This window comes from Micromonospora sp. NBC_00617 (assembly GCF_045161355.1).
Lineage (GTDB): Bacteria > Actinomycetota > Actinomycetes > Mycobacteriales > Micromonosporaceae > Micromonospora.
In genome coordinates this window covers 4,139,290-4,157,527 of sequence record NZ_CP107751.1, presented here as the reverse complement: position 1 = coordinate 4,157,527, position 18,238 = coordinate 4,139,290, and the positions used below count along the sequence as shown (strand labels likewise).

General features: G+C 72.5%; 23 protein-coding genes. 13 read left to right on the top strand and 10 right to left on the bottom strand.

The annotated features are described in order from the left end of the window. Positions 1 to 181 precede the first annotated feature (181 nt). Entirely contained in the window at positions 182 to 970 is a 789-nt protein-coding gene (locus tag OG505_RS19030) for a sporulation protein (RefSeq protein WP_405434589.1), read from the top strand. Positions 971 to 1,093: 123 nt separating this feature from the next. Here the strand turns inward: OG505_RS19030 and dtd are convergent, their stop codons facing one another. Together dtd and OG505_RS19020 are read right to left on the bottom strand one after the other, a co-directional pair. Beyond that, a complete protein-coding gene (dtd, locus tag OG505_RS19025; protein WP_405426195.1) occupies positions 1,094 to 1,516 on the bottom strand; it encodes a D-aminoacyl-tRNA deacylase in 423 nt (140 codons plus the stop codon). Positions 1,517 to 1,544: 28 nt separating this feature from the next. Further along, positions 1,545 to 3,029 (bottom strand): methyltransferase, encoded by a 1,485-nt coding sequence (locus OG505_RS19020; RefSeq protein WP_405426193.1) that lies wholly within the window; start codon positions 3,027 to 3,029, stop codon positions 1,545 to 1,547. Positions 3,030 to 3,125: 96 nt separating this feature from the next. Between OG505_RS19020 and OG505_RS19015 the strand changes: the two genes are divergently transcribed. Then, the gene (locus OG505_RS19015) at positions 3,126 to 3,710 is read left to right on the top strand and encodes an HhH-GPD-type base excision DNA repair protein (protein ID WP_405434588.1); all 585 of its coding nucleotides are present in this window, start codon (positions 3,126 to 3,128) and stop codon (positions 3,708 to 3,710) included. Positions 3,711 to 3,713: 3 nt separating this feature from the next. Here OG505_RS19015 and OG505_RS19010 read toward each other — a convergent pair whose 3' ends face one another. Together OG505_RS19010 and OG505_RS19005 are read right to left on the bottom strand one after the other, a co-directional pair. Next, a complete protein-coding gene (locus tag OG505_RS19010) occupies positions 3,714 to 4,025 on the bottom strand; it encodes a hypothetical protein (protein ID WP_405434586.1) in 312 nt (103 codons plus the stop codon). A gap of 13 nt (positions 4,026 to 4,038) precedes the next feature. Then, the gene (locus OG505_RS19005) at positions 4,039 to 4,326 is read right to left on the bottom strand and encodes a hypothetical protein (RefSeq protein WP_405426192.1); all 288 of its coding nucleotides are present in this window, start codon (positions 4,324 to 4,326) and stop codon (positions 4,039 to 4,041) included. A 103-nt stretch (positions 4,327 to 4,429) separates the two neighbouring features. Between OG505_RS19005 and OG505_RS19000 the strand changes: the two genes are divergently transcribed. Continuing rightward, complete coding sequence (locus tag OG505_RS19000) at positions 4,430 to 4,789, top strand: DUF3099 domain-containing protein (protein WP_405434584.1); 360 nt, start codon at positions 4,430 to 4,432, stop codon at positions 4,787 to 4,789. A 63-nt stretch (positions 4,790 to 4,852) separates the two neighbouring features. Here OG505_RS19000 and OG505_RS18995 read toward each other — a convergent pair whose 3' ends face one another. Beyond that, complete coding sequence (locus tag OG505_RS18995) at positions 4,853 to 5,752, bottom strand: carbohydrate kinase family protein (protein WP_405426191.1); 900 nt, start codon at positions 5,750 to 5,752, stop codon at positions 4,853 to 4,855. After that, positions 5,749 to 6,684, bottom strand: a complete 936-nt coding sequence (locus OG505_RS18990; protein ID WP_405426189.1) for a pseudouridine-5'-phosphate glycosidase — start codon at positions 6,682 to 6,684, stop codon at positions 5,749 to 5,751. Before OG505_RS18990 ends, OG505_RS18995 begins: the two co-directional genes overlap by 4 nt. An 88-nt stretch (positions 6,685 to 6,772) precedes the next feature. Here OG505_RS18990 and OG505_RS18985 point away from each other — a divergent pair, with 88 nt between their 5' ends. The 3 genes from OG505_RS18985 (at position 6,773) to OG505_RS18975 (ending at position 9,597) form a co-directional block, all read left to right on the top strand. Beyond that, a complete protein-coding gene (locus OG505_RS18985; protein ID WP_007456912.1) occupies positions 6,773 to 6,991 on the top strand; it encodes a DUF3039 domain-containing protein in 219 nt (72 codons plus the stop codon). 40 nt (positions 6,992 to 7,031) lie between these two features. Beyond that, a complete protein-coding gene (locus OG505_RS18980) occupies positions 7,032 to 7,694 on the top strand; it encodes a trimeric intracellular cation channel family protein (RefSeq protein ID WP_405426188.1) in 663 nt (220 codons plus the stop codon). A gap of 169 nt (positions 7,695 to 7,863) precedes the next feature. Continuing rightward, positions 7,864 to 9,597: a DEAD/DEAH box helicase gene (locus tag OG505_RS18975; RefSeq protein ID WP_405426186.1), complete on the top strand. Its 1,734-nt coding sequence runs from the start codon at positions 7,864 to 7,866 to the stop codon at positions 9,595 to 9,597. A 130-nt stretch (positions 9,598 to 9,727) separates the two neighbouring features. Here the strand turns inward: OG505_RS18975 and OG505_RS18970 are convergent, their stop codons facing one another. Beyond that, on the bottom strand, positions 9,728 to 9,961 hold the full coding sequence (locus OG505_RS18970) for a hypothetical protein (protein WP_355234582.1): 234 nt from the start codon (positions 9,959 to 9,961) through the stop codon (positions 9,728 to 9,730). Between the two features lie 245 nt (positions 9,962 to 10,206). Further along, on the bottom strand, positions 10,207 to 11,817 hold the full coding sequence (locus OG505_RS18965) for an RNA polymerase sigma factor (protein WP_405426184.1): 1,611 nt from the start codon (positions 11,815 to 11,817) through the stop codon (positions 10,207 to 10,209). Positions 11,818 to 12,105: 288 nt separating this feature from the next. Here OG505_RS18965 and OG505_RS18960 point away from each other — a divergent pair, with 288 nt between their 5' ends. Continuing rightward, positions 12,106 to 12,927, top strand: a complete 822-nt coding sequence (locus tag OG505_RS18960) for an inositol monophosphatase family protein (RefSeq protein ID WP_405426182.1) — start codon at positions 12,106 to 12,108, stop codon at positions 12,925 to 12,927. Positions 12,928 to 12,985: 58 nt separating this feature from the next. Here OG505_RS18960 and OG505_RS18955 read toward each other — a convergent pair whose 3' ends face one another. Next, positions 12,986 to 13,504, bottom strand: coding sequence for a LytR C-terminal domain-containing protein (locus OG505_RS18955; protein ID WP_405434582.1), 519 nt, complete (start codon positions 13,502 to 13,504; stop codon positions 12,986 to 12,988). Between the two features lie 435 nt (positions 13,505 to 13,939). Between OG505_RS18955 and OG505_RS18950 the strand changes: the two genes are divergently transcribed. Both OG505_RS18950 and OG505_RS18945 read left to right on the top strand, forming a co-directional pair. Beyond that, entirely contained in the window at positions 13,940 to 14,236 is a 297-nt protein-coding gene (locus tag OG505_RS18950; protein ID WP_007075406.1) for a DUF4193 domain-containing protein, read from the top strand. Positions 14,237 to 14,357: 121 nt separating this feature from the next. Next, the gene (locus OG505_RS18945; protein ID WP_405426178.1) at positions 14,358 to 15,155 is read left to right on the top strand and encodes a hypothetical protein; all 798 of its coding nucleotides are present in this window, start codon (positions 14,358 to 14,360) and stop codon (positions 15,153 to 15,155) included. 10 nt (positions 15,156 to 15,165) lie between these two features. On the opposite strand, the gene OG505_RS18940 is transcribed toward OG505_RS18945, so the two are convergent. Then, positions 15,166 to 15,699, bottom strand: coding sequence for a DUF3093 domain-containing protein (locus OG505_RS18940; RefSeq protein ID WP_405426176.1), 534 nt, complete (start codon positions 15,697 to 15,699; stop codon positions 15,166 to 15,168). 84 nt (positions 15,700 to 15,783) lie between these two features. Between OG505_RS18940 and dut the strand changes: the two genes are divergently transcribed. From dut to OG505_RS18920, 4 genes are all read left to right on the top strand, one after another. Next, the gene (dut, locus tag OG505_RS18935) at positions 15,784 to 16,320 is read left to right on the top strand and encodes a dUTP diphosphatase (protein WP_405426174.1); all 537 of its coding nucleotides are present in this window, start codon (positions 15,784 to 15,786) and stop codon (positions 16,318 to 16,320) included. A gap of 25 nt (positions 16,321 to 16,345) precedes the next feature. Further along, entirely contained in the window at positions 16,346 to 17,014 is a 669-nt protein-coding gene (locus tag OG505_RS18930) for a DUF3710 domain-containing protein (RefSeq protein WP_405426172.1), read from the top strand. Positions 17,015 to 17,138: 124 nt separating this feature from the next. After that, positions 17,139 to 17,519 (top strand): OB-fold nucleic acid binding domain-containing protein, encoded by a 381-nt coding sequence (locus OG505_RS18925; RefSeq protein WP_357498525.1) that lies wholly within the window; start codon positions 17,139 to 17,141, stop codon positions 17,517 to 17,519. Positions 17,520 to 17,544: 25 nt separating this feature from the next. After that, on the top strand, positions 17,545 to 18,231 hold the full coding sequence (locus OG505_RS18920) for a DUF3159 domain-containing protein (protein ID WP_405426169.1): 687 nt from the start codon (positions 17,545 to 17,547) through the stop codon (positions 18,229 to 18,231). The last annotated feature ends 7 nt before the right edge of the window (positions 18,232 to 18,238 follow it).

The following is an 18,238-nucleotide window of genomic DNA, read 5'->3' as shown; positions in this document are numbered from 1 at the left end:
CCGGTGTGAGACACAGCTTGGCGGGTGGGGCGTAAAACGGGAGTGAGGCGATCGGGCACCCGACAGGAATCCGGCCGGATCGTTGCCGCGGTGTGTCATCCCGGCGGTTGCGGGCCCGGCCCGGTTACGTTGCGGACGGTCGGCCGCCCCGGGTCGGCATGGTCCGACGATGGAGGACGGTGTGGTCTTCAGGCGGCTCATGAAGGCGATGGGGGTCGGCGGCCCCTCGGTCGAGACGGTGCTCGCCAACCCGAACTGCCGCCCCGGCGGGCAGTTGGAGGGCCACATCCACGTGCTCGGCGGTGACCATCAGGTCGACATCGACCACGTCACGCTCGGCCTGGTCACCCGGGTCGAGGTGGAGAGCGGTGACAACGACTACGACACCACCCAGGAGTTCTACCGCCAGCGGGTCACCGATGCGTTCCGGCTGGAGCGGGGGCAGCGCCACGATCTCCCGTTCCGCTTCGACGTGCCCTGGGAGACACCCGTCACCGAGCTGTACGGGCAGCACCTGCACGGCATGACGATGGGCCTGCGGACCGAGCTGGAGGTCGCCCGCGCCGTCGACACGAGCGACCTGGACGCCGTGTCGGTGCACCCGCTGCCCGCGCAGGAGCGGCTGCTGGAGGCGTTGCTGCGGCTGGGCTTCCGGTTCGCGCGCGCCGATGTGGAGCGTGGGCACCTCTACGGCGTACGGCAGACGTTGCCGTTCTACCAGGAGATCGAGTTCAGCCCGGCACCGCAGTACGCCCGCTCGATCAATCAGTTGGAGGTCACCTTCATCGCCGATGCGCGACAGATGCAGGTGGTGCTGGAGGTCGACAAGCGCGGCGGCGTCTTCACCGAGGGCCGGGACGCCTTCGGCCGGTTCACGGTCGAGCACGCCACCGCCGACGCCACCGACTGGACCGCCGAACTGGACACCTGGCTCCGCCAGTCCCTGTCCCGCCGAGGCCTCTTCTCCTAACCCACCCCACCCCACCCACCCACCCACCCACCCACCCACCTCTTCGTCCGTCGATCATGAAGTTATTGCCCCGACACGCCGAGGCGGCGGGCAATAACTTCATGATCGACAAGGGGAGTGAGATTAGAGGTCCAGGAGGAGGGTTTGGGGGCCTATGTTGGTGCTTTCCACCAGCATGTGGGTGCGGAAGCGGCCGGTCTCCACCTTGGCTCCCCGCTGGCGTAGCGCGTCGACTACCGCTGTCACCAAGGGTTCGGCTACCTCGGCGGGGGCGGCGGCGGTCCAGCTCGGGCGGCGGCCCTTGCGGACATCGCCGTAGAGGGTGAACTGGCTGACCAGCAGGATCGGAGCGCCAGTGTCGGCGGCGGACCGTTCACCGTCCAGGATGCGCAGCTCGTGCACCTTGCGGGCCATCGTCTGAGCGGTCTTTGTGGTGTCGGTGTGGGTCACCCCGAGCAGCACCAGCAGGCCGTTCTCGATCGCGCCGACCACCTCGCCATCGACGGTCACGCTGGCCCGCCCGACGGTCTGTACCACCGCCCGCATCAGCGCCCCACCGCGTACATCGCCGGCATCACGTGGTCACCGGTTCGATGAAGCCGCGCTCCACCAGGTGCGCGACGATCGGGCCGGCCGCCACGGCCATCTCCGCGGGTTCGACGTCGTGGGCCGCCGCGAGCAGGGCGAGCTGGTCGCGCAGCGGCAGCCGGCCGTCCGCCCCACCGACCAGTGCCAGCACCAGCGGGTCGATCTCCTCGGTCCAGCGCAGGCCGTGCGGCATCGCGAGCACCTGCCGGTCCACCGCCCAGCCCTCGTCGCCCATGGTGGCCTCCTGGCGCAGTTGGAGGCCGTCGGTGGCCCGGTAGCGCTCGGCGAGCAGCGCCTCGGTGTCGCGTACCCGCAGGAAGTCCTGGCGGTCGAACCAGGCGCCGATCTGGTCGCCCAGCGGTGGCTGGACCCGCTGACGCAGGTCCTCCACGCGGACCACCGGGTCGGCGTGCCCGCCCTGGCGCAGTGACACGATGCCGAAGCCGATCGCCTCGATCTTGTGCGCGTCGAACCAGTCCAGCCAGACGGCCGCCCGCTGCGGGTCGGCGCCCTCGCCGACGTCGGTGAGCCACAGGTCGACGTACGCCATCGGGTCGGCGACCTCGCGCTGGATCACCCAGGCGTCCAGGCCGGTGCCGACGAACCAGCCGGCCACCCGCTCGTCCCACTCCTCGCCGGCGACGTGCACCCAGTTCGCCAGGTACTGCATGGTGCCGCCCTCGGTGAGCAGGCCGGGGGCGGCGGTGGCCAGCTCGGCGGCGATCGCGTCACCCACCCGCCCCGAGTCGCGGTAGACGTGCGTGGTGGTACCCGGGCCGACGACGAACGGTGGGTTGCTCACCACCAGGTCGAAGCGGCGGCCGGCCACCGGGGCGACCAGGTCGCCCCGCAGCAGCTCCCAGTCCTGGCCGTTGAGGGCGGCGGTGGTCGCGGCGAAGCGCAGAGCGCGCTCGGAGAGGTCCGTGGCGGTCACCGTGTCGGCGTGGGTGGCCAGGTGCAGGGCCTGGACGCCGGAGCCGGTTCCCAGGTCCAGCGCGCGGCCCACCTGCCGGCGCACGGTCGCGCCGATCAGGGTCTGGGTGGCGCCGCCGATGCCCAGCACGTGCTCGGCGTGCAGCGCGCGGCCCGGCCGGGCGCTGGCCGGCACGTCGGCGAGCACCCACCAGTCGTCGCCGTACGGCTCCAGGTCGACGCCGGCACGCAGACCGTCGCCGTACCGCTCGACCAGCCCGCCCGCCAGCGCCTCCGCAAGGCTGAGCGGCGCCAGGGCGGCGGCCACCGTGGCCTCCGGCTCGGTCTGGTCGCAGATGAACACCCGGATCAAGGTGCCGAGCGGGTCGCCGTCCTCGGTGGCGCGCAGCGCGGCCCGATAGTCGTTGCGGGAGACCGCAGCGGTGGCCTGCGCGCCCAGCCGCTCGGCGATGCCGTGGCTGGTGAACCCCGTTCGGGTCAGCGCGGTCCGCAGCGCGTCGACGCCCGAGGGGGAGAGCAGCATGTCGTGTTCGTCCACGCCCTCATCCTGCCTTTCGCCCCGTCCCGCGTCGGCAGCACCCGCCGGACGACTCCCGGAGCGTCGGTGGCCGCCCGGATCCGCGCGCCAGGCAAGATGGCAGGTATGACGCTCGTGCTGCCCATCGATCCAGAGGCCAACCGGCTGCTGGAGCGCAGCCCGCTGGCCCTGCTCATCGGCATGACCCTGGATCAGCAGGTGCCGATGGAGAAGGCGTTCTCCTCGCCGTACGTGCTCACCCAGCGGCTCGGCCGCGACCTGGACGCGGCGGAGCTGGCCGGCTACGACCCGCAAGCCCTGGTCGCGCTCTTCGCCCAGCCACCCGCGCTGCACCGGTTCCCAAAGGCGATGGCGGCCCGGGTCCAGGAGGTCTGTCAGGTGCTCGTGGAGCGCTACGACGGCGACGCCGCGCTGCTGTGGGCCGACGTCAACGACGGGCCGGAGCTGCTGCGGCGGGTGGCCGGGCTGCCCGGCTTCGGCACGCAGAAGGCGCAGATCTTCGTGGCCCTGCTCGGCAAGCGGTTCGGGGTGACCCCGCAGGACTGGCGGGAGGCGGCCGGCGGGTACGGCGATCCCGGCGCGTACCGGTCGGTGGCGGACGTCACCGACGCCGATTCGCTGCGCCGGGTGCGGGAGTACAAGCAGCAGATGAAGGCGGCGGCGAAGGCTGCCCGGGGCTGACGCTCAGGCGGCGGTCGGGTGGGCCAGCGACGCCAGCGCCCGCCGGACGTCGGCGAGGGAGACGGTCGCGGAGTCGTCCAGGTCGGCGAGGCCCGCCTCGATCCACTGCCGCATCAGCGTGGTGACTCCGATGCCCCGGGCGTCGGCGGCTGCGCGGACCCGCTCGTAGGTCTCCAGCGGCAGCCGCACCGATCGGCTCACCATCGGCACGTCGGTGTCGGGGGTGGGCAGGTCCACCGCCGGGCTGTCGTCGATCAGGTCGGCGAGCCCGTCGTCGCCGCTGTGGAACTGCTTGGTCGCGTCGTTACGGTGCATCGTCACGGCCTCCTCATCGGCGATCTCTCCGCACGGCCTCGTCGTAGCGCTTCGACTCGACGTCGCTCAGCTCGCGGGCGGAGAGGATGTCCCAGTCGTTGTCGGTGCCGTCGGACTCGGCGAGCAGCACCGCCAGTCGGCGACCCCGTCGGGCGGCGGCGTAGACCACCATCACGTCGTCGCCCAGGTGGCGGATGACCCGCCGGGCGCTGTGCAGCGCCTCCCAGACTTCCCCGGGTGTGACGTCGTAGACCCTCAGGTTGGCCAACGCCTCGTCGGTGAAGCTGAACCTGCTGCCCACATCGCGCAGCGTACCACGTGCGTAACACGTACGGGCTGGGTCAATTTTCGCTGATCACGCTTTTGTGGTGACAGGATGAGGCGTAATCCCCTCGAGGAGGTCCATAGTGAAGCGTCAGGCGTACCAGCCGATTCTGATCACCGATGCCTCGCGCAGCCAGAATGATCAGCTCACCAGCCGTCAGCGCCGCTATGTCCTCATGATGGGCATCCGGGTGGCCTGCATCGTCGCCGGCGCGATCCTGGTCGGCGCGAGCGCCCCACTGCTCTGGGTCTGGCTGCCGCTGTGCGCCCTCGGCATGGTGCTCATTCCGTGGCTGGCCGTGCTGCTGGCCAACGACCGGCCGCCCAAGGAGGAGCACCGGCTGGCCAATCGGTTCCATCCCCGGCGGCAGGACGAGGCGCCGCCGATGAGTCTCACCGCCGAGGAGCGCCCGCACAAGGTCATCGACGTCGAGCCCTGACCCGCGAGCGGGCCAGGGCTCGACCGTGACGGCGTGCGGTGACTGCGGTCGGTGCGTCGGTCCCTACGGCTGCGGCCGCGCGCCGGCTGTGGAGACGGCCAGCGCGCCGAGGTCGGTGGCGCGGCTCAGTGCCACGGTCGGGCTGGCGCCGGCGAGCCACGCGGTGAGCAGACCGGCCGCGAAGGCGTCGCCCGCGCCCGTGACGTCCACCACCGCCACCCGACGGGCCGGAGCCGCGCAGACCGGCGTCGTGCGATCGACCCAGACCGCTCCCGCCGCGCCACGTTTGACCACCACCCGCCGAGCCGTCGCCGACAGCGCCCGCCCCTGTGCCGCCGGGTCCAGCCCGCCGGCCAGCACCGTGGCCTCGTCCGCGTTGACCAGCAGCAGGTCGACATCACGTACCCAACCCAGGAAGGTCCGCGCGCCCGCGCGCCGCAGCGGCGCCGCGGACGCCGCGTCGACGCTGGTGGTGAGCCCGCGCTCGCGGGCGGCGGCCAGCGCCCGCAACCCCGCGCCGCGCGACCCCGCGTCCAACAGGGTGTACGCGGACAGGTGCAGATGCCCCGCGTCGGGCACCGCCGCGAGGGCCTTCTCCACGTGCTCGGCGCTCAACGCGAGGTTCGCGCCCCGCGACGTGACCATGGTCCGCTCGCCGTCGGCGGCCAGCACGATCACCGTGCCGGTCGGGGCGTCGACCACCCGCTCGACCGCGCAGTCCACGCCCGCGCGGTCCAGCTCGGCGATCCGGTCGCGCCCGGCGTCGTCGTCACCGACCGCGCCGACGAGCGTGACGGCCACCCCCTGCGCGGCGATCCAGGCGGCGGTGTTGGCCGCCTGCCCGCCGCCGCCGAAACTGATCTCGGCCCCGGTGTCCGACCCCGCCGCGAGCGGCCCGGACAGCACCGCCACCACGTCGGTGATCACGTCCCCCACGACGACCACGCGGGCCGCACGGGTCATGCCGGTACGGCGGAGGTGCGGGCGACCGCGGCGACCGCGATGCGCGCGGCCAGGTCGGCGTTGCGCAGGATGATCCGGACGTTCACCGCCAGGCTCGCGCCCTCGGTGGCCGAGTGGAAGTGCGCCAGCAGGTACGGCGTGACGGCCTTGCCGGTCACCCCGTCCCGATCGAGCAGGGCCAGGCCCTCGGCGAGGGTTCGGTCGTGCAGCTCCGGGTCGAGCTGCTCGTCGACCGGCAGCGGGTTGGCGACGAGCAGGCCCCCGAGGTGCACGGCGTGCCCGTCCCGAGCGGCCAGCACGGCGGCGACCTGCTCCGGCGAGTCCACCGACCAGTCCAGGTCGAAGCCCGCGTCGGTGAGATAGAAGCCGGGGAACCGGCGGGTGCGATAGCCGATGACGGCTACCCCGAGGGTCTCCAGGCGCTCCAGCGTCGCGCCCACGTCGAGGATCGACTTGACCCCGGCGCAGACCACCGTGATCGGGGTCTGGGCCAGGGTGACCAGGTCCGCCGACTCGTCGAAGGTGTGCGCCGCCTCCCGGTGCACCCCGCCGAGGCCGCCGGTCGCGAACACCCCGATCCCGGCGGCGGCGGCCACCGCGCTGGTCGCCGCCACGGTGGTGGCACCGTCCGCGCCGGTCGCCGCCGCCACGGCCAGGTCGCGGACGGAGAGTTTCGTCACGCCATCGACGGTGGCCAGCCGGGTCAGCTGCGCGTCGTCCAGGCCGACCACCAGCTCGCCACCGATCATGCCGATGGTCGCCGGCACCGCTCCGGCGTCCCGGACCGCCTGCTCGATCTCCCGGGCCACCCGGAGGTTCTGCGGACGGGGCAGGCCGTGCGAGACGATGGTGCTCTCCAGGGCGACGACGGGCCGGCCGTCGCGCAGGGCTTCGGCGACCTCGGTGCCGTAGCTGATGCGAAAGTCAGTCACACCGGCACGGTACGGGGTCGGACCCCGACCGGGCTCAAGTGGACCCTGCCGTGATGACCTGCCAAACTTGACGATCGGAGGTGCAGACGTGAGCACAGAGGTTCTCGAGCGTCCGGAACTGAAGGACGCCGACACCGGTCCCGAGATGTTCCATTACGTCCGCAAGGAGAAGATCGCCGAGAGTGCCGTCATGGGCACCTTCGTCGTCGCGCTCTGCGGGGAGACCTTTCCGGTCACCAAGGCGGCCAAGCCGGGCTCGCCGGTCTGCCCCAAGTGCAAGGAGATCTACGACTCGTACCGCGAGTGAACCTGGGCCGGCGCTCCGGCCGTCGACGTAGCCTGCGGCGGTGACCACCTCCACCGCCCTGCTCCTCGCCGACCTGACCGGGGTGGCGGTCTTCGCCGCCTCCGGCGCCTCGGCGGCGGTGGCCAAACGACTCGACCTGTTCGGCGTCGCGTTCGTCGGCTTCGTGGCCGCGCTCGGCGGCGGGATCCTGCGCGACCTGGTCATCGACGAGGTACCGCCGCTCGCCTTCGCCGACTGGCGGTACGCCGCCACCGCGGCGATCACCGCGCTCGCCGTCTTCTGGCTGCACCCGCAGCTCGCCCGACTGCGCACCACGGTGCTGGTGCTCGACGCGGCGGGCCTCGGTCTGTTCACCGTCACCGGCACGCTCAAGGCGCTCGACGCCCGGGTGCCGGCGGTCGGCGCCTGCCTGATCGGCATGCTCACCGCGATCGGCGGAGGGCTCGGCCGGGACCTGCTGACCGCCGAGATCCCGGTCGTGCTGCGCCGGGAGATCTACGCGCTGGCCGCACTGGCCGGTTCGGTTCTGGTGGTGCTGCTGTACGTCACCGGCCGAACCGGGCCCGTGCCGCTCACCGCCGCCGCCGTGCTGGTCTTCGGGCTGCGCCTGATCGCGCTGCGTCGACGCTGGTCCGCGCCGGTGGCCACGCTGCGCCCGCCGCGTGCCGACGGGGCGGATCCACGCACCGACCGCGAGTGGTGAGGAGGTCGTCGGATGTGACAGGCGTGGTGTCGCCTGGGCCCGCGGGCCCGCGCTGGTTATGCTGAGTCGGCCTTCGCGGCAGCTTCTGCGCGGAGGCGTTTTCATGGGCGGCGGTACTCGTGGCCCTCGCCCGGTGTCCGCCCTCGTGCGGTCGGAGAGGAGCTTTCGCGTGGCAGCCCGGACGCCGGTGCTCGAGACGTTCCCGGCACTACGTGCCTGGCAGCGCAAGGCCCTGGTGGAGTACCTGCGCCGGCGTACCGAGGACTTCACCGCGGTCGCCACGCCGGGCGCCGGCAAGACCACCTTCGCCCTGCGGATCGCCGCCGAACTGCTCGGCGACGGCACCGTCGAGGCGGTCACCGTGGTCGCGCCCACCGAGCACCTGAAGAACCAGTGGGCCGAGGCCGCGGCCCGGGTGGGCATTCAGCTCGACGCCGCGTTCCGCAACGCCGACGTGCACTCGGCGGCCGACTTCCACGGTGCGGTGGTCACCTACGCCCAGGTGGGAATGGCCCCGCAGGTGCACCGGCGGCGCACCATGACCCGCCGCACCCTGGTCATCCTCGACGAGATCCACCACGCCGGCGACTCCCGCTCCTGGGGCGACGGCGTCAAGAACGCCTTCGAGCCCGCCGTACGTCGGCTGATGCTCACCGGTACGCCGTTCCGCTCCGACGACAACCCGATCCCGTTCGTCACCTACGAGCGGGGCGGTGACGGGTTGCTGCGCTCCCACGCCGACTCGGTCTACGGCTACGCCGACGCGCTGCGCGACGGAGTCGTCCGGCCGGTGCTCTTCCTCGCGTACTCCGGGGAGACCCGGTGGCGCACCAACGCGGGGGACGAGTTGGCGGCCCGCCTCGGCGAGCCGATGACCCAGGATCTGGTGGCGCAGGCGTGGCGTACCGCCCTGGACCCGGCGGGGGACTGGATGCCGCAGGTGCTGCGGGCCGCCGACGCCCGACTCACCGTGCTGCGCAACGCCGGCATGCCCGACGCCGGCGGTCTGATCATCGCCACCGACCAGCAGACCGCCCGCTCGTACGCCAAGCTCATCGAGCAGGTGACCGGCGAGAAGGCCGCTGTGGTGCTCTCCGACGACCAGGGCGCGTCCGCGCGCATCGCGACGTTCGCGGCGTCCGACCAGCGGTGGCTGGTCGCGGTGCGGATGGTGTCCGAGGGGGTCGACATCCCTCGACTGGCGGTCGGTGTCTACGCCACCAGCGCCAGCACCCCGCTCTACTTCGCCCAGGCGATCGGCCGGTTCGTGCGGGCCCGCCGCCCCGGCGAGACCGCGTCGGTCTTCCTGCCCAGCGTGCCGCACCTGCTCGGGCTGGCCAGCGAGATGGAGAACGAGCGGGACCACGTCCTCGGCAAACCCAAGGACTCCGACGGCTTCGACGACGACCTGCTGGAACGCGCGCAGCGCGACGACCAGGCCAGCGGGGAGCTGGAGAAGCGGTTCGCCGCACTCTCGGCCACCGCCGAACTGGATCAGGTGATCTTCGACGGCGCGTCGTTCGGGACCGCGGCCCAGGCCGGCACCCCCGAGGAGGAGGAGTACCTCGGCCTGCCCGGCCTGCTCACCGCCGACCAGGTCTCCCTGCTGCTCACCAAACGGCAGGCCGACCAACTCGCCGCCCAGCGTCGCCGTACCGCCGAGCGGGCCGCTCAGCCGGCCGCTGCGCCCACCGCCGCGCCGCCGGCACCCATGAGTGCCGCCCAGCGCCGCGTGGCGCTCCGGCGCCAACTGAACGCTCTGGTGGCCGCCCGGCACCATCGCACCGGCCAACCCCACGGCAAGATCCACGCCGAGCTGCGCCGGCTCTGCGGCGGCCCGCCGAGCGCCCAGGCCACCATCGAGCAGCTCGAGGAACGTATCGCCACCGTGCAGACCCTCTAGCCCGCGGGCACCTCGTGCGCCGGGCGTACGCCGGGCGCGGGGGCCGTGCGGGGCCGCATGGGTGGGTACCGAAAAGCCGACCGGAGGCGCCCCGTGGGGTGCCTCCGGTCGGCTATGTCGGGTTGCGGACTCAGTTCGCCATCAGATCGGCGCCACGCCAGCTGAACTCGGGGTCCGTTGCGAACCGCACGGTGATCTTCACGAGATCCTCCGCGTACTTGTTCGCGTGGTGCCCACAGAACACCAACTCGCTCCCACCCGAGAGAGTGATCCGGAGCTTGCCGGCAGCATTGCAGCGGTCGCACCGTTCATCGGCGGCTGGGGGAGCCACCGTCTCGGGCGGCGGCGTGAGGGTCGGGGTCATCGCCTTCCTCCTCTGGTCGTCACCGATGAACAATCTCTTCGGTCGTTGCTCACCTATCGTGCAACACCCGTGCCGGGCCTTGCCTTCCCTGTGTGCCCGCGGGGGACCGAGGTCACACATGGCAGGGACAGTGTGCCGTGAACCCAGGGTGCCACGTCAACGATCACATTCGTGCATCCGGACGATCACCATCTGGTGTTGCACACCAGGTGGTCAAAACGACACGTTCGGTTGACGAAACCGGCTCAGTCCAGGTAATCCCGGAGAACCTGCGACCGGGACGGGTGACGCAGCTTGGACATCGTCTTGGACTCGATCTGCCGGATCCGCTCCCGGGTCACCCCGTAGACCTGACCGATCTCGTCCAGCGTCCGCGGCTGACCGTCGGTCAGGCCGAAACGCAGGCGCACCACACCCGCCTCACGCTCGGAGAGCGTCTGCAGCACCTGCTGGAGCTGGTCCTGCAGGAGCGAGAACGAGACCGCGTCGACGGCGACCACAGCCTCGGAATCCTCGATGAAGTCACCGAGCTGGCTGTCGCCCTCGTCACCGATGGTCTGGTCCAGCGAGATGGGCTCCCGGGCGTACTGCTGGATCTCCAGCACCTTCTCCGGTGTGATGTCCATCTCCTTGGCCAGCTCCTCCGGCGTGGGCTCACGGCCCAGGTCCTGGAGCAGCTCGCGCTGTATGCGGCCGAGCTTGTTGATGACCTCGACCATGTGCACCGGGATGCGGATGGTCCGGGCCTGGTCGGCCATGGCGCGGGTGATCGCCTGCCGGATCCACCAGGTGGCGTACGTGGAGAACTTGTAGCCCTTGGTGTAGTCGAACTTCTCCACCGCGCGGATGAGGCCGAGGTTGCCCTCCTGGATGAGGTCCAGGAAGGCCATGCCGCGCCCCGTGTACCGCTTGGCCAGGGAGACGACCAGACGGAGGTTCGCCTCCAGGAGGTGGTTCTTGGCGCGCTCGCCGTCGCGGGAGATCCAGCCCAGGTCGCGGACCATCTCCCGGGCGAGCTTCTCCTCGCCCTCGTCGGCTGCGCGCAGCTGCTCGGCGGCGTAGAGCCCGGCCTCGATCCGCTTGGCCAGCTCCACCTCCTGCTCGGCATTGAGCAGCGGGACCTTGCCGATCTGCTTCAGGTACGCCCGGACGGAGTCGGCGGAGGCGGTCAGCTCGGCGTCGCGCCGGGCCTGCTTGAGCGCCTCGGACTCCTCGTCGTCCCACTCGAAGTCGTTGTCGGTGGCCGACGCGGCGGCGTCGGTCTCGGCGGCCTGGGCCAGCTCGGCCGGCTCCTCCACCACCACGTCCTCGATGGCGGCGGCGAGCTCCTCGGGGTCGATCTCACCCTCGGCGCCCTTGGCCTTGCCGCCGGCCTTGACCGGCTTGGCTCCGGCGGCCGCGGCGACCGTCGCCTTGGTGGCGCGGGTCGACTTGGTCGCCTTCGCCGGGGTGGCCGCGGCGGCGGCGACCTCGGCGGTGCTGCCGGCGGCCTTGCGAGCGGCCACCTTGCGCGGCGCCGGCGTCGACGGCGCCTCGTCGGAGGCGGGCGCCTGCTTCGGGGCGGGCGCGGCGGCCTTCTTGGTGGTCTTGGCGGTGGTGGCCCGGGACGCGGGGGTCGTCGAGCGGGCCGCGGCGACCCGGCGGCGGGTGCTCGCCGAGCCGTCCACCACAACGGTCACTCCCGCCTCGGAGAGCGCCCGCAGGATCTTCTTGGCCTGGGCCGGAGTCACCTCGGCGGTCTCGACGGTGCGCGCGAGCTGGGCCGACGTGAGCTGACCGCCGGCGCTCTGCGCGTGGGCGATCAGGGTGTCGGTGAGCGAGCGAACGTCGGCGCCGGGCTGGCGGGGTTCTGTCACGAATGACCTTCCGGAGGCGAAGAGCGGGCACGGCCGGATCGTCCGGCACAGCGTGGGGCAACCGGGCCGGGCGATGTGGTTGAGGGACCCCCGTGTCACGGACCGGCCGGTGGTCGGCGGTCCGTGGCGCGTGGGCAGGGTGAATTGTAACGCCGTCTGCGGCGATCATCCTGCGCCGCACGACGTAACGACGGCGGGACCGCCGATTCGGCGCAGATGTGGAGTTTGTAAGGATGATACTCGCGCACGGCCCGGAACGTCCCGGTCGTACGGGAAGGGGACCCTGGAATGGACCGTTCGGCGCCGCCACCGCGGGAACTGTTGGCGATCGCGGTCGACGTGGCGCGGGACGCCGCGGCCACCGCGTACCGGATGCGGGTCGAGGGCGTCTCCGTGGCGGCGACCAAGAGCACGGTCACCGACGTGGTCACGGCGGCCGACCGGGCCGTCGAGCGGCAGGTCCTCGACGCCCTGCGCGCGCTGCGGCCGGGGGACGCGGTCCTGGGCGAGGAGTACGGGACGGAGGCCACCGGTCCGGCGGAGCCGGGCGGCGTGCGGTGGATCGTCGACCCGATCGACGGCACCGTGAACTACCTCTACGGGTTGCCGTACAGCGCGGTGTCGCTGGCCGCCGAGGTGGACGGGGTGGTGGTCGCCGGCGTGGTGCGCAACGTGAACACCGGCGAGGAGTGGACCGCCACCGCTGGTGGCGGCGCCTGGCGCGACGGCGTCCGGCTGCGCTGTTCCGGCGAGACGGATCTGGGGCAGGCGCTGGTCGGCACCGGCTTCGGCTATGACGCCGGTCGGCGGGCGCACCAGGCGGCGGTGGTGGCCGGACTGATCGCGTCGGTGCGGGACATCCGCCGCCTCGGAGCGGCCGCCCTGGACCTCTGCCTGGTGGCGGAGGGGCGGCTGGACGCGTACTTCGAGAAGGGCCTGGCCGCCTGGGACCTGGCCGCCGGCGGGCTGGTGGCCGCCGAGGCGGGCGTGCGGGTCTCCGGCCTGGCCGGTCGCCCGCCCGGCCCGGACCTGGTGATCGCGGCCCCGCCCGCCCTCTTCGCCGAGCTGCACGACCGGCTGGCCGCCCTGGACGCCTCCGGCGGCCCCTGACCGCGCCGCCGTCGCGGACCGGGACGCCCGGCGCGGGGCGGACGGCCCGGTTACGCCGTCACTTCTTGGCGGCGGGGGACGGGCAGGAGCCCGCCGGCGCGACCGGTGGGCCCAGGTCGCCGAGGGACTGGTTGACCTCGGTGGTGGTGGCGAGCTGCTGGAAGCCATTGCCCAACACCACGTCCACGGTGTCGTCGGTGCGCTTCTCGTCGTAGACCGGCTCGGCGTTGTCGAGGAAGTACGCCTTCAGCAGGTGGGCGGAGCTGACGCCCTTGGGCCCGAACTTCAGCACGGCGACGTCGTCGATGCCCTTGGGCGCGTTGCCGACCTTCTTGACCTGGAACTTGCGGTTGCGGAAGTCGTCGGCGACGGTGCCCGCCCGGCCCGGCTCGTCGGTCGCGTTCAAGACGTTGATCTTGACGTCCTTGGGCTCGTGCAGGGTGACGTCGGCCAACGGCCAGCCGTCCGGGCAGCCGCCCGCCGCGCCGGCCTCGCTCTGGCTGTCGCGGACGATCGCGGTGATCACGAACGCCAGGGCCAGGACCCCCAGCAGGCCGACGACAACGAGTGCTCGCACTCGCGCAAAACTCATCTGGGCGCTCCCGGGACCTCAGGTGGGTGGCGGCGGCCACCAACGATCGCACTGACCGCCGGCCGTCGAATACGCCGCTGAGGTTAACGGTTGTCCGGCCGTCGCGTGGAAACAGTCCGACATGCCGGCGCGCCGACCGTGAACCGGGTACTACTACCCCTATCTTCGTGTCGCCTGAATCACATTGGGAACAACTTGGCGTGCGGGGGCGTACATCTCAGCCGCAAGGGCGGTATACATGCCTCGCCCAAGGGGGGGTAAGGTTCCGCGCTCGCAGGGGAGTGGCCCCAGCGGTCCCGACCCGTACGGTCCCCCGGGTCGGGTGCCCGACACAAGTGGTTGCCGGCCAGCGGAACCGAAACAGCGTCGTCCGGCGTTACAACCGGAAGCGACAACATCGATATGGGAGAGTGACATCCGATGGCCACCGACTACGACGCCCCGCGTCGCGACGAGGTCGACCTCGGCGAGGACAGCCTGGAAGAGCTCAAGGCCCGGCGCGTCGACTCACAGTCGGGCGCGGTGGACGTCGACGAGGCCGAGGTCGCCGAGAGCTTCGAGCTGCCCGGTGCCGACCTGGCCGACGAGGAGCTCACTGTCAAGGTGCTACCGATGCAGCAGGACGAGTTCCGGTGCGCCCGCTGCTTCCTGGTCCACCATCGCAGCCAGCTGGCGGTCGAGCGCAACGGCGAGCTGATCTGCCGAGAGTGCGTCTGACACTCACGACACCGGCGGCGGCCTCCTGATCGGGGCCGCCGCTACCGGTGTAGGCATGCAACGCCGGTGGGTACCTGCTTGACTCGTAGCGGGGTAGCCACACCACCGGGAGGTCCGACCCATGAGCGATCGAGGCGACACCACCGACGACGGCGCGGACGATCTCGGCGCCACCGTCGCGGCGTTGACCGCGGACGACATCGAGCCGGCCCGGCGACGGCAACTGCTCACCCGGATGGTGGGACAGGCCCGCAGCCGAGGCATCTCCGACCTGTTCAAGCCCCGCGCCGCCGTGCGCTGGATGACCGACACGGTGGCCGAGATCGCCCCGCACGTACCGGTCCGGGACCTGGCCACCCTGCGTCGACACTTTCCCGGCCTGGACGACGCCGCCCTGGCCGAGCGACTGATCCGCAACGCCTCCCGCGCCACGGCCGGGATCGGCGCGGCAGGCGGGGGAGTCGCCGCCGTCGAATGGGCCGTCGCACCCACGCTGCTCTCCGCGCCCGTGCTGCTCGCCGCCGAGACCGTCGCCGTCGTGGCGGTGGAGCTGAAACTGATCGGTGAGCTGCACGAGATCCACGGCGTGTCGCTGCCGGGCGTCGGCAGCCAACGAGCGGTGGCCCTGGTGCACTCCTGGGCCACCCAGCGCGGGATCAACCCGATGGTGCCCGGCGTGGGGGTGGGCGCGGTGCTCGGCACCGCCGCCCGCAAGGAGATGCGGGACATGATGCTGCGCCGATTCGGGCGCAACCTCACCACGCTCGGGCCGTTCCTGACCGGCGCGGCGGTGGCCAGCTTCCTCAACCGCCGGGCCACCCGGCAGATGGCCGACCAGCTCCAGGTGGACCTGCGCCGCCGCGGCATCGCCCGGCCGGCGCCGCCGCCGGCCCTGCCCGGCCCGCCGACGGGAACCTGAGCGCGGTCGGTCAGCCCGGTTCGCCGGCCGTACGGTCGGCAGGCCGACCGGCGTCCCGCGCGGCCAGCACCGCCTCGGCCAGCTCGACCGGACGCCTCGTGCTCACCACCCAGAAGGGGGTCGGGTCGGCCGGGTCGTCGAGCACCACCTGCACGGCGCCGCCGATCCAGGGCCGCTGCACCACGAAGGCGAGTGGGTCCGCGCCCACACCGAGCACCTCACGGCGGCCGGTCACGTCCAACGGGATCACGTCGGCCACGAAGCGCACCGGCAGGCGGGCGTCGTCCACCCGCAGCTCGGAGTCGACGACCGCGACGCGGATGCGGCCCAGCCACCACAGCCCGGCGGCGGTGACCGGCAGCAGCACCGCGAAGGGCAGCCAGGCGCGGACGCCGGAGCCGCCCATCCAGATCTCGACGGCCAGCAGCGCGGCGGCCACCAGCCCGGTCAGCCACAGCCACCAGGGCAGGTCCAGCCGTTCGGCGTACGCCGGACGGGCCGGCACCGGCGGCCGATCGGCGGACGGAGAGGGCGACATGCTCACTCCTGCGAGGGTACGGCGCACGGCGGGCCGGCCAACCGGCAGGATGGCAGGGTCACCGGAGACAACCGGACGAAGAGGGGACCCGTGACCGACGTCGTACCCGTGCCCGTACGGCTGCTCGATGCCGAGCTGCCGCTGCCCACGTACGCCCATCCCGGCGACGCCGGGGCCGACCTGGTGGCCGCCGCGGAGGTGGAGTTGCCGCCCGGCGGTCGGGCCCTGGTGCCCACCGGCGTGGCCGTCGCCCTGCCGGACGGGTACGTGGGCCTGGTCCATCCGCGGTCCGGCCTGGCGGCCCGGCTCGGCGTGACGGTGCTCAACGCGCCCGGTACGGTCGACGCCGGCTACCGGGGTGAGATCATGGTCAACCTGATCAACCATGATCGGGACACGACCGCGAAGATCTCCCGTGGCGACCGGATCGCCCAGCTCGTGATCCAGCGGGTCGCGCGGGTTCGGTTCGAGCCGGTGGCCGAGCTGCCCGGGTCTTCGCGCGGGGCCGGCGGGCACGGCTCGACCGGCGGGCACGCCGGGCTGGTGCCGTCACCGGCCGGCCAGGAGTGGGCCGACCAGCGGCGGGCCGAGCCGGGCCACGGGCAGACGGAAGAGGTGGCAGGGTGATTGTGAACAGCGGAGGGTGGGCGCAGTGATCTTCTCCCGAAAGCGGGCCGATGCCGGGCGGCACACCCGCGACGAGCGGGCCACCGAGGTCCTCGACGAGGGCGCGTCGGCGCCGGCGCTCGTGCGCGGGCCGTACGACATCTCCGAGGTCGACGACGACGTGCAGCGACTCGACCTCGGCAGCCTGCACATCCCGGCGGTGGCCGAGGTGGAGGTGCGGGTGCAGGCCGACCCGCAGGGCGTGATCCAGCAGGTGGTGCTGGTGCACGGGGACAACGCGCTGCAGCTCGGCGTCTTCGCCGCCCCCCGGTCCGAGGGGATCTGGGACGAGGTGCGCGAGGAGATCCGGCAGTCGCTGCTGCGCGACGGCGCCGCAGCGCAGGAGGTCGAGGGCGAGTACGGCCCGGAGCTGCACGCCCAGGTGCGCACCCCGGACGGCCCGACGAACCTGCGGTTCGTCGGCGTCGACGGGCCGCGCTGGATGGTCCGGGGCGTCTTCCAGGGCCCGGTGGCCACCGACCCGGCCGGCGCCGGGCCGCTCGCCGAGTGCCTGGACGGCCTGGTGGTCGACCGTGGCCAGGAGGCGAAGCCGGTCCGTGAGCCGCTGCCGCTGCGACTGCCCCGCGAGATCGCCGACCAGGCCGACGCCGAGGGCGGGGATTCGTCCGCCGCCTCCGAGCCCCGCCAGGTCTGACCGAGCGCACCGGCCCGCCGGAACCGGCCCCGTCGGCGTACGCTGGCGGGACGGTTCCGGCGTCGCCGGAGCTGGGCCGGTGCCGGCCTGCGCCGGCGAGCGTGGAGAGGGTGACGCGGAGGTCATGACGACCGACGAGAGCCGGGTGTCGCTGCGGCGCATCCTGCAACGGTTCACCGCCAGCGAGGCCGAGATCGACGCGCAGGAGCTGCGGCAGGAGAGCGCCGAGTGCGGCGGTGTCCTGGCCCAGCAGTGCTCCCGGGGCCAGGTGGTCTCGGTGGCCGGTCGGCTGCGCACCGTGGTCTACACGCCGCGCACCAACCTGCCCACGCTCGAGGCCGACCTCTACGACGGCAGCGACGTCGTCACCCTGGTCTGGCTGGGCCGGCGGCACATCTCCGGGATCGAGCCGGGCCGGCACCTGACCGCGCGCGGCCGGGTGGCCATGCGCGACGACCGCAAGGTCATCTACAACCCGTACTACGAGCTGGACTCGCCGAAGTGACGGCACCGCGGACGGAAGGCCGGGCATGACGACGGGACAGCACCGGGCAGCACAGCCGGAGATCGATCCTCCGCAGGACGACGAGCCGCTGCCCACGATCGCCGAGCAGATGGCCGACCAGCTCGGCGGCTGGCGGGGGCTGGTCGAGTCCAGCATCCCGGTGGTCGTCTTCGTGCTCGCCAACATCATCGGCGACCTGCGGCCCGCCGTGATCGCCTCGGTGGCCGTCGCGCTGCTGATCGCCGGGTTGCGGCTGGCTCAGCGCCGGCCGATCCGGCACGCGCTCAACGGGCTGTTCGGGGTCGGCATCGGCGCCGCCATCGCCTGGCGCACCGGTGACGAGCGGGATTTCTACCTTCCCGGCATCCTCTACGGCATCGGCTACGGCATCGCCCTGCTGATCTCGGCGGCCATCCGGCAGCCCCTCGTCGGGTGGATCTGGTCGGTGCTGGTCGCCAAGGGCCGCTCCGAGTGGCGGGCCGACCCGAAGCTGGTCCGCGTCTTCACCCGGCTGACCGTGCTCTGGGGCGTGGTGTGGCTCGCCAAGGTGGGCGTGCAGGCCGGCCTCTACCTGGCCCACCAGGACACGGCGCTGGGCGTGGCCCGGCTGGCGCTGGGCTACCCGCCGTACGCGTTGCTGCTGCTCATCACCGTCTGGACGGTGCGCCGGGTCACCCGGGAGCCGCAACCCACCCCGCTGCCCGGCGCCTGAGCGACCG